Below are 9192 nucleotides of genomic sequence, written 5' to 3'. Positions count from 1 at the left end.
CCGCTGCCCGCTGCTCAATGTCCGATGTCGAGCACCACGTTGCCGATGGTCTGCCCAGCTTCCACGGTTTCGTGCGCTTGCACGATGTCTTGCAAAGGAAACACCGCGCCAATGCAGTGCTGCAAAACGCCTTGGCTCAACATCTCAGTCAACTGCGCCAAACATGCTTGGCGGTCGGCGGGTGTGAGGTCGTAGACCAAGAAAAATTTCAAGCCAATCGAGGCAAACAACAAGGGGCGAAAACTGAGGCTGATGTCGGGTGGGGGGTTGGAGCCATAACAAATGACTTGGCCGTGGTGTTTCACCAAACCGTGGGCCAACCAGCCTGCGGTGGTGGAGAAATCCATGTCGATGACCGCGTCCACGCCCTGCCCGTGGGTGATGTCTTTCACCCGGGCCACCACGTCCTCGGTTTTGTAAAACAAACAATGCGCCGCACCAGCGGCTTTGGCGTGGGCTGCTTTGGCGGGGTTGCCCACCGTGCCAATGACGGTGGCACCGGCTTGGGACAGCATTTGCGTGACGTAGTGGCCCACCGCCGATGATGCACCTGTCACCAAGATGTGTTGACCACGCACATTGCCCGCCAAGCGCACGGCTTGCAGGGCTGTGAGGCCCGGAATGCCCATGCAAGCCCCAGCATGAAACGACAGACTGTCAGGCATCAACACGGCTTGTGCACTGGGCAACACCACAAACTGCGCCGAGGTGCCGTCAGGCCGTTGCCACTGCGCGTTCCAGGTCCAGACGCGTTCACCGATGCGGCTGGCAGACACGCCCTCGCCCACCGCGTCGATGACGCCTGCGCCATCGCTGTGCGGCAAGATGCGCGGGCCCCCCAAGGGCCGCGCCATGCGCGATTTCACATCCGAAGGATTGACACCCGAGGCGTGCAAACACACCCGTACTTCACCGGCCGCAGGCGTGGGCGTGGGCAACTCGCCCACCACCAACACCTCGGAGGCCGCGCCATTGCGTTCGTACCAAGCTGCTTGCATGACTTACCCCATGTGCAGGCCACCGTTGCAGGAAAAATCTGCACCGGTGGTAAAGCCTGATTCGTCACCGGCCAACCAGCCGACGATGGAGCCGATTTCTTCGGGTGTGCCCAAGCGCTTCACAGGGATGGTGGCAACGATTTTTTCCAGCACTTCGGGCTTGATGGCTTTGACCATGTCGGTGCCGATGTAGCCCGGGCTCACGGTGTTGACGGTCACGCCCTTGTTGGCCATTTCTTGTGCCAAGGCCATGGTGAAGCCGTGCATCCCGGCTTTGGCAGCCGAGTAATTGGTTTGACCCGATTGGCCTTTTTCACCGTTGACCGATGAAATTTGAATGATCCGGCCCCAACCCTTTTCCACCATGCCCGGCACCACTTGTTTGGTGACGTTGAACATGGCGTTCAAGTTGGTGTCAATGACGGCTTTCCAGTCGTCCACGGTCATCTTCAAAAACATGCGGTCACGGGTGATACCCGCGTTGTTCACCAGCACATCGATGGGGCCATGCTCGGCCACGGCTTTGCTGAAGGCTTGCGTGGTGGAGTCCCAGTCGGCGACATTGCCCACCGAGGCATAGAAGGTGTAGCCTGCGGCTTTTTGCTCGCCCAGCCATTTGTCGAAGTCGCGGCTGGGGCCGCAACCGGCAATCACTTTGTAGCCCATCTTGTGCAGGCGGTGGCAGATGGCGGTCCCGATACCGCCCATGCCGCCGGTGACGTATGCGATTTTTTGGCTCATTGGGGTCTCTCCTGTGGTTGATTTGAATCGGGATCAGGCGCGTTGTTGAACATAGCGACCAGGTGCAGCTTCGATGGCTTTGATCTTGCCGCGTCCATAGGTTTTCGGCGCAGCCACTTGCTGCCCTGCGTGTTTTTTCAGCCAAGACGACCAATCGGTCCACCAGCTGCCGGGGTGCTCTTTGGCTTTGGACAACCAGCCATCGATGGTCTTGGGAAAGCTGCTGTCAGAGCGCATCCAATGGCAGCGTTTGTTGGCCGTGGGCGGGTTGATGACACCAGCGATGTGCCCCGACGCACCCATCACAAAACGCTTGGGGCCCGGCAGCACCTGGGTGGACGCATAAGCGCCGCCAATGGGCACGATGTGGTCTTCGCGCGAACCATAGATGTAGACCGGCAAATCAACTTTGCGCAAATCAATCTGTTCGCCGCACACCGTGGCCTTGCCCGGCTTGATGAAGTTGTTTTCCAAATAGGTGTTGCGCAAATACCAGGCGTACATGGGGCCGGGCAAGTTGGTGGAGTCGCTGTTCCAGTAAAGCAAATCGAAAGGCGGCGGTGTTTCACCCTTCAAGTAGTTGCCCACCACGTAGTTCCAGACCAAGTCGTTCGGGCGCAAGAAACTGAAGGTGGAGGCCATGTCCCGACCGGCCATCAAGCCGCCCTCGGAAAACTGGGCTTCACGGAACTTCACAAAGGCTTCGTCGATGAACACATCCAAAACCCCAGCCTAAGAGAAATCGACAAAGGTGGTGAGCAAGGTGGCACTGGCCACCGGGTCTTGCCCACGCGCCGCCAACACCGCCAGCGCGGAGGTGAGCAAGGTGCCCCCAACGCAAAAACCCAGGGCGTTGATTTGCGGCATGTTGCCAATTTGTCGCGCCACCTCGATGGCTTGCATGACACCGCGCTCGACATAGTCATCCCAGGTGGTGTGCGACATGGATTCGTCCGGGTTGCGCCAACTCACCACAAAGGTGCGGTGGCCTTGCGACACGGCATAGCGCACCAAAGAATTGGTGGGCTGCAAATCGAGGATGTAAAACTTGTTGATGCAAGGCGGCACCAGCAAAAATGGGCGCTGATACACCTTGGCAGTGAGCGGCTTGTATTCGATGAGTTGGAACAACTCGTTTTCAAACACCACCGCACCTTCGGTGGTGGCCACGTTTTTGCCCACCTCGAACAGGCTTTCATCGGTCATCGACACATGGCCTTGTCGCATGTCGTGCAACATGTTTTGAATGCCTTGCTTGATGCTCTCGCCTTGGGTGTCGAGTGCTTTTTTCTGCGCATCCGCGTTGAGCGCCATGAAGTTGCTGGGGGATGTGGCGGCCACCCATTGCTCGACCGCAAACTGAATGCGAGCCCGGGTTTTTTCGTCGGTATCGACCTTCTCAGCCAAGGCCATCAGGGTGCGGGCATTGAGCAAATACAGCGCGGCGTTGAACCCGGCCAAGGGGTTTTCTTGCCAAGCAGGGGCCGCAAAACGTCGGTCTTTCAAGGGGGCGCTGGCGTTCAAACCTTGCAGCCAAAGCGCTTGCAGTTCTTGCGCGTATTGCGCCTGCAATTCGGTCAATGTCTCGGGCGGTATTTGAATGGCGGGAATTGACGTCATGGGCTTGTTGGGGGGTTGTGAACCCATCTTATGCGCCGTATTAGATTGCGCCACCCCTACAAACCCCTGACAGGGCTCAAGCCAGCGCGATACCCGCTGCAAATCGACCACTGCGGCCATCGCGTCTGTGCGAAAAATACAGCTGCGCTTGGCTGAAGGTGCACCAATCTGGTGAACTGTCATTGCCTTCGAGATGCACAACACCTGTTTGGTGCAAGCGCTGCCGTGCCAGGGCTGGCAAATCCGCCAGGTACTTGCCCGGCTGCGCCAAGGGCTTGAAAGCCCCGTCCGCTGGGGCTTGGCGCACGAACGCGGCACGCACATCCTCACCCACCTCGAAGACCTGAGGACCAATGCACGGGCCCAGCCACACCCGCCAAGAGCCAGGTGCGCCGAAGTCTGACAAAGCATGCAAGGTGTGTTCCAACACACCGGCTGCCAGACCGCGCCAACCAGCGTGGGCGGCGGCCACCACCCGCGCTTGTGCTTGGTAGAACAACACGGGCAAGCAATCGGCCACCATGATGGTGCAGGCGACACCGGGCTGCTGGGTCCAACAGGCATCGGCCTCTTGCATGTCTGGGCTGTGGTCGTCCAATCGAACCAGTGCCGTGCCATGCACCTGGTTCAAAAACACCGGCTTGGCGCCCCAGGCTTGCGCCAAGCGTTGGCGGTTCTCAACCACATCTTCGGCGGCGTCACCCACATGCAGCCCCAGGTTCAGGCTGTCAAACGGTGGCTTGGAGACGCCGCCCGCGCGGGTGCTGCAAAACGCACGGACGCCCGGCCAGTCGGGCAAACGTGGCAGGCTTTCAGGGCTCAAAGTCGGGGCAGGCACTGGGCTGGGCTTGTTGAAACGCGGGCAAGGCCATGCAGGCCTCGAACACCGCCATGGTGCGCTTGAAGCCACCGAGTTCCACATTGAAACGTTTGGCGTTGAAAATTTGCGGCACCAACACGCAGTCGGCCATGCCGGGGGTGTCACCATGGCAAAACGCACCGGCGGGTGAATGCGCCAACTGCTTTTCAAAGGCTTGCAGGCCAAGGCTGACCCAATGGCGGTACCAGGTGTTTTTCGTGTCCTCGTCCAGCTTCAGGGTGCCGCTCAGGTACTTCAAGATGCGCAAGTTGTTGATCGGGTGAATCTCACAGGCAATCGCTTGGGACAAGGCCCGCACACGGGCCCGGCCAGCGGCGTCTTGGGGCAGCAGCGCTGGCGTGGGATGGGTTTCATCCAAATACTCCATGATGGCCATGGATTGCGTCAGGCGCAGGCCGTCAATTTCCAACATGGGCACCAAGGCGTCGCTGTTGAGTTGGGTGAAGTCGTCAAGCAATTGCTCGCCTTTGGCCAAATGCACCGCGTGGTACTCGTAAGGCAAGCCTTTGAGGGCCAGCGCAATCCGCACCCGAAAAGACGCAGAAGAACGGAAGTAGTTGTAGAGTTTCATAGGGCCTAGGATACCAAGGCGCACACCCAGCGCAGGCCTCGCCTAAACTCGTGGCCTGCCCTCCTAGCCCGAAAGCATCCACATGACGAACGCCTGGTCCAGCGCGATCAAACATTGCAAAAACTGCGGCACCGCTGTGGTGCGTCGATTGCCTGACGACGGGGACACACGCCAACGTGCGGTATGCCCAGCGTGCAACACGGTGCACTATGAAAATCCCTTGAACGTGGTGGGCACCATTCCAGTGTGGGGCGACAAGGTGTTGCTGTGCAAGCGCAACATCGAACCGCGCAAAGGCTTTTGGACCTTGCCCGCAGGCTTCATGGAATTGCACGAAACCTTGGCCGAAGGCGCGGCCCGTGAAACCGATGAAGAAGCCGGTGCCGACATTGAAATGCAAGCTTTGTTCACGGTGCTGGATGTGCCACGTGTCGGCCAGGTGCATTTTTTCTTTCGCGCCGCCATGCAAAGCGAGGCCTTGAACCCTGGCCATGAAACCATGGAAGCGCGTTTGTTTTCAGAAGCCGAAATTCCTTGGGACGACCTGGCCTTCAGGACCGTGAAAGAAACCTTGCGCAGCTACTTTGCCGACCGCGCCCAAGGAGAATTCGGTTTTCACACCCTGGTCATCAGCTGAGCCTTACTTGCCCAGGCCCATGCTGCGGGTGATGACCTCTTTCATGATCTCGTTGGTGCCGCCATAAATGCGCTGCACCCGTGCATCCGCATAGGCGCGAGTGATGGGATATTCCCACATGTAGCCGCTGCCGCCGTGCAACTGCACGCATTCGTCCATCACCTTGCATTGCAAATCGGAGCACCAGTATTTCGCCATGCTGGCGGTCGCCGTATCAAGCTCGTCTTTGAGCAGCAACTCGGTGCATTTGTCGACAAACACTTGGGCGATTTGCACCTCGGTTTGCATCTCCGCCAATTTGAAGCGGGTGTTTTGATAAGCCGCCACCGCTTGGCCAAACACTTGGCGTTGCTTCACAAAGTCCATGGTCCAGCCGATGGCCGCTTGCGAAGCCGCCACCGCGCCAATGGCGATTTGCAAACGCTCCCAAGGCAGTTGCTCCATCAAACCGATGAAGCCCTTGTTCAAAAAGTCGGGGCCGCCCAGCAGGTTGTCGGCGGGCACTTTCACGTTGTCGAAAAACAATTCGCAGGTGTCTTGGGCACGAAGCCCTAGTTTGTTCAGTGGCTTGCCCTTGGTGAAACCGGCCATGCCTTGCTCGACCAACAACAAGCTGGTGCCCTTGGCCCCCGCGCTGGGGTTGGTTTTGGCCACCACAATCACCAAGTCGGAATGCCAGCCGTTGGTGATGTAGGTTTTGCTGCCGTTCAGCACAAAGCTGCCATCGGCTTGTTGCATCGCCGTGCTTTTGATCCCTTGCAAATCACTGCCCGCAGCCGGTTCGGTCATGGCGATCGCACCCACCATCTCGCCCGTGGCCAGCTTGGGCAAGTACTTGGTTTTTTGCGCATCCGTGCCGTAATGCATCAAATAGGGCGCCACGATTTCAGAATGCAAGCCATAACCAATGCCTGAAAAACCAGCGGCACTCAGTTCTTCCATTTGAATGATGGAAAACAATTTGTCGGCATCCGCGCCGCCATAGGCTTCAGGCAGGCTCATGCACAAGAAGCCCAAAGCGCCCGCTTTGTTCCAAACACTTTTGTCTACATACCCTTGTTCTTCCCACTGGGCATGGTAGGGCGCGATTTCGGCTTGCATGAAGCGCTTGAAACTGTCGCGAAAGGCATCGTGTTCGGCTGAAAAGAGCGTGCGTTGAATCATGAAAAAAACCTTGATAGATGAAAGTGAATGCTCGGGTTTACCCTTTAAGAGGTGTTTCTATAATTTTCTATTTTTCGTCTCGGAGATATTCGCATGGTATGGCAACAAATATACGACCCCTTGGGCAATATGTTTCTATCCACCCTGTTGGCCTCGGTGCCTGTGGTGGTCATGTTGGCAGGTTTGGGTTTCTTCCATTTGAAAGCGCATATCGCCGCGGGTGCAGGTTTGGTGGCCGCTTTGGTGATCGCTATTGTGGTTTATGGCATGCCCAGCGAAATGGCGGCCAATGCTGCCTTGTACGGCGGCCTGACGGGCTTGTTGCCCATCGGCTGGATCGTGCTCAACATCATCTTCTTGCATCAACTCACCGAGCAAAACGGCAGCTTCAAGGTGTTGCAAGACTCGATTGCAGGCATCACTGAAGACCGTCGCTTGCAATTGTTGTTGATTGCTTTCGCCTTTGGTGCTTTCTTTGAAGGTGCTGCTGGTTTCGGTACCCCTGTGGCCGTGACCGCCGCCATCCTCATTGGCCTGGGCTTTTCACCTTTGGCAGCCTCTGGTTTGTCACTGATTGCCAACACCGCGCCTGTGGCCTTCGGCGCCTTGGGCACCCCCATCATCACCTTGGCCAAAGTGCACGGCTATGACGCCATGGAAGTCTCCATGATGGTTGGTCGCCAGTTGCCCTTCTTCTCCTTGTTGGTGCCTTTTTGGTTGATCTGGGCTTTTGCCGGACGCCGCGCCATGTGGGACATTTGGCCCGCCATCTTGGTCACGGGTTTGAGTTTTGCCATCATGCAATTCTTGGTCTCCAACTACATCGGCCCCGAGTTGGTCGACATCATCGCGTCTGTCGTCAGCATGGCCAGCTTGGTCACCTTCTTGCGCTACTGGCAGCCCAAAACCATTTGGACCTCGGTGTCTTTGAAAGGCCATGAAACCACTGGTGGAGAGGCGCAAGCGCCGCGTGCTCTCACCGTCCATTCACGCGAAGCCGTCATTCGTGCCTGGACCCCTTGGGCCATCCTCACGGTGTTCATCTTCATTTGGGGCCTGCCGTCCGTGAAGGCCTATCTGAACACTATTTTTGCGCCGCAATTCCCCATGGAAGGTTTGCACAACCTGATTGAGAAAATGCCGCCTGTGGTGCCCACGCCCAAAACAGAAAGCGCCATCTACACCTTGAACCTGTTGTCTTCCACCGGCACCGGCATTTTGTTGTCGGCCATCGTTGGTGGCTTGGTGATGAAATACAACCCGATCAACATGATCCGTATTTTCTTCTCGACACTGTGGTTGGTTCGCTATTCCTTGCTCACCATTGTGTTGATGTTGGGTCTGGGTTACCTGACACGTTATTCGGGCACCGACACCACCTTGGGTCTGGCCTTCGCCAACACCGGTGTGTTCTATCCCTTCTTCGGCACCTTGATGGGCTGGCTGGGCGTGGCCCTCACCGGTTCTGACACGGCATCCAACGTGTTGTTTGGTGGCATGCAAAAAGTGGCTGCCGAACAATTGGGCCTGTCGCCCAACCTGATGGGTGCGGCCAACAGCTCGGGTGGTGTGATGGGCAAAATGATTGACGCCCAGTCCATCGTTGTGGCTTCCACGGCCACGCGTTGGTTCAACCATGAAGGCGACATCCTGCGCTATGTGTTCTTCCATTCGATCGCCTTGGCCTGTTTGGTGGGCATCTTGGTGACCTTGCAAGCCTATGTGTTCCCCTTCACCTTGATGGTGGTTCACTGATCACAGCTCATGCTGCCAAACCGCCCTTCAGGGCGGTTTTGTGGCACAGCTCAACAAACCGCCCTTCGGGGCGGTTTTTTTTGCCCAGCTCAAGTTTGAATGTCTGGGGCCGACCCTCTAAGGATCGATCGCTGTTTGTCTACTTTGAGGTTTCCCATGAACGCCCTGCCTTTGCGCTTGACTTTTTTGTTGCTTCTGACGCTGGTTGGGTGCGCCACACCAGCGCCTGATCTGCACCATGTGGTGCTGGGCTCCAACACCTATGGTTACCCCGCAGTGAATGTTCGCGTGCTGAATGTGGTTCAAGGCGAAGACTTTGAGGCGCGTCAAGCACAAGTCAAGTACCCAGACTGTTTGTCGGGTTCGCTGGATATTGTTGAATTTTCAGGGACCATCAGCGCCAACAGCCTGCCCACCTTGAACAGCATGCTGCAACAACAAACCCCTTGTATCCGCAAAGACGGTCGCCGCGTCAGCACGCCGGTTTACTTGAACTCTGCGCAAGGCGAGTTGATGTTGGGCACACAATTGGGCATGTGGTTCCAAAGCAAAGGGGTGGAAGTCATCATCACCGAAGGGCAAATTTGCGAATCTGCCTGTGCACTGGCCTTTTTGGGCGCACAGCGCAAACGGGTGCAGGCCAATGGCCGGGTGGTGTTGCATTTCAACGGCGACAAAGGCCAAGGCTTGGACTGTGCCCGCTCGGTGGATATGATGCCATTGCAAAATTATCTGTACACCATCGCCGGCAAGCAATCGGGGCAAGCCTTGCTCAACCAAGCGCTGACCCACTGTAGAAGCGGCAAAGGCTGGGAACTGTCTTGAT

The 9192-nt window shown here is 57.3% G+C and carries 8 protein-coding genes and 1 pseudogene; 3 read left to right on the top strand and 6 right to left on the bottom strand.

The genetic code is table 11. The features are described from left to right. Window positions 1-14: 14 nt before the first annotated feature. From AC8GFP_RS12115 to maiA, 5 genes and pseudogenes are all read right to left on the bottom strand, one after another. On the bottom strand, window positions 15-998 hold the full coding sequence (locus AC8GFP_RS12115; protein WP_506613525.1) for an NADPH:quinone reductase: 984 nt from the start codon (window positions 996-998) through the stop codon (window positions 15-17). Between the two features lie 3 nt (window positions 999-1001). Then, complete coding sequence (gene phbB, locus AC8GFP_RS12110) at window positions 1002-1739, bottom strand: acetoacetyl-CoA reductase (protein WP_506613523.1); 738 nt, start codon at window positions 1737-1739, stop codon at window positions 1002-1004. A 33-nt stretch (window positions 1740-1772) separates the two neighbouring features. Further along, window positions 1773-3479: pseudogene (locus AC8GFP_RS12105) on the bottom strand (PHA/PHB synthase family protein). Further along, window positions 3436-4197 carry a peptidoglycan editing factor PgeF gene (gene pgeF, locus AC8GFP_RS12100; RefSeq protein ID WP_506613521.1) on the bottom strand — a complete coding sequence of 254 codons (762 nt, stop codon included), beginning with the start codon at window positions 4195-4197 and terminating at the stop codon, window positions 3436-3438. The pseudogene AC8GFP_RS12105 and the gene pgeF overlap by 44 nt, the downstream one beginning before the upstream one ends. Beyond that, window positions 4172-4810: a maleylacetoacetate isomerase gene (gene maiA, locus AC8GFP_RS12095; protein WP_506613519.1), complete on the bottom strand. Its 639-nt coding sequence runs from the start codon at window positions 4808-4810 to the stop codon at window positions 4172-4174. The genes pgeF and maiA overlap by 26 nt, the downstream gene beginning before the upstream one ends. Window positions 4811-4892: 82 nt before the next feature. On the opposite strand from maiA, the gene AC8GFP_RS12090 reads away from it, so the two are divergent. Next, window positions 4893-5447: an NUDIX hydrolase gene (locus AC8GFP_RS12090; RefSeq protein WP_506613517.1), complete on the top strand. Its 555-nt coding sequence runs from the start codon at window positions 4893-4895 to the stop codon at window positions 5445-5447. A 3-nt stretch (window positions 5448-5450) separates the two neighbouring features. Here AC8GFP_RS12090 and AC8GFP_RS12085 read toward each other — a convergent pair whose 3' ends face one another. Further along, window positions 5451-6611, bottom strand: a complete 1161-nt coding sequence (locus AC8GFP_RS12085; protein WP_506613515.1) for an acyl-CoA dehydrogenase family protein — start codon at window positions 6609-6611, stop codon at window positions 5451-5453. Window positions 6612-6704: 93 nt separating this feature from the next. Between AC8GFP_RS12085 and AC8GFP_RS12080 the strand changes: the two genes are divergently transcribed. Together AC8GFP_RS12080 and AC8GFP_RS12075 are read left to right on the top strand one after the other, a co-directional pair. Continuing rightward, window positions 6705-8366, top strand: coding sequence for an L-lactate permease (locus AC8GFP_RS12080; RefSeq protein WP_506613513.1), 1662 nt, complete (start codon window positions 6705-6707; stop codon window positions 8364-8366). Window positions 8367-8522: 156 nt separating this feature from the next. After that, window positions 8523-9191 carry a hypothetical protein gene (locus AC8GFP_RS12075; protein ID WP_506613511.1) on the top strand — a complete coding sequence of 223 codons (669 nt, stop codon included), beginning with the start codon at window positions 8523-8525 and terminating at the stop codon, window positions 9189-9191. The last annotated feature ends 1 nt before the right edge of the window (window position 9192 follow it).

The sequence above is a fragment of the Limnohabitans simekii (SeqCode) genome (assembly GCF_965234735.1).
GTDB lineage: Bacteria > Pseudomonadota > Gammaproteobacteria > Burkholderiales > Burkholderiaceae_C > Limnohabitans > Limnohabitans simekii.
This window is presented reverse-complemented; position numbering and strand designations above follow the sequence as displayed.

Coding starts and splice junctions, on each gene's coding strand:
- maiA (WP_506613519.1), bottom strand. CDS start 4,810: ATGAAACTCTACAACTACTTCCGTTCTTCTGCGTCTTTTCGGGTGCGG.
- AC8GFP_RS12090 (WP_506613517.1), top strand. CDS start 4,893: ATGACGAACGCCTGGTCCAGCGCGATCAAACATTGCAAAAACTGCGGC.
- AC8GFP_RS12115 (WP_506613525.1), bottom strand. CDS start 998: ATGCAAGCAGCTTGGTACGAACGCAATGGCGCGGCCTCCGAGGTGTTG.
- AC8GFP_RS12080 (WP_506613513.1), top strand. CDS start 6,705: ATGGTATGGCAACAAATATACGACCCCTTGGGCAATATGTTTCTATCC.
- AC8GFP_RS12085 (WP_506613515.1), bottom strand. CDS start 6,611: ATGATTCAACGCACGCTCTTTTCAGCCGAACACGATGCCTTTCGCGAC.
- AC8GFP_RS12075 (WP_506613511.1), top strand. CDS start 8,523: ATGAACGCCCTGCCTTTGCGCTTGACTTTTTTGTTGCTTCTGACGCTG.
- phbB (WP_506613523.1), bottom strand. CDS start 1,739: ATGAGCCAAAAAATCGCATACGTCACCGGCGGCATGGGCGGTATCGGG.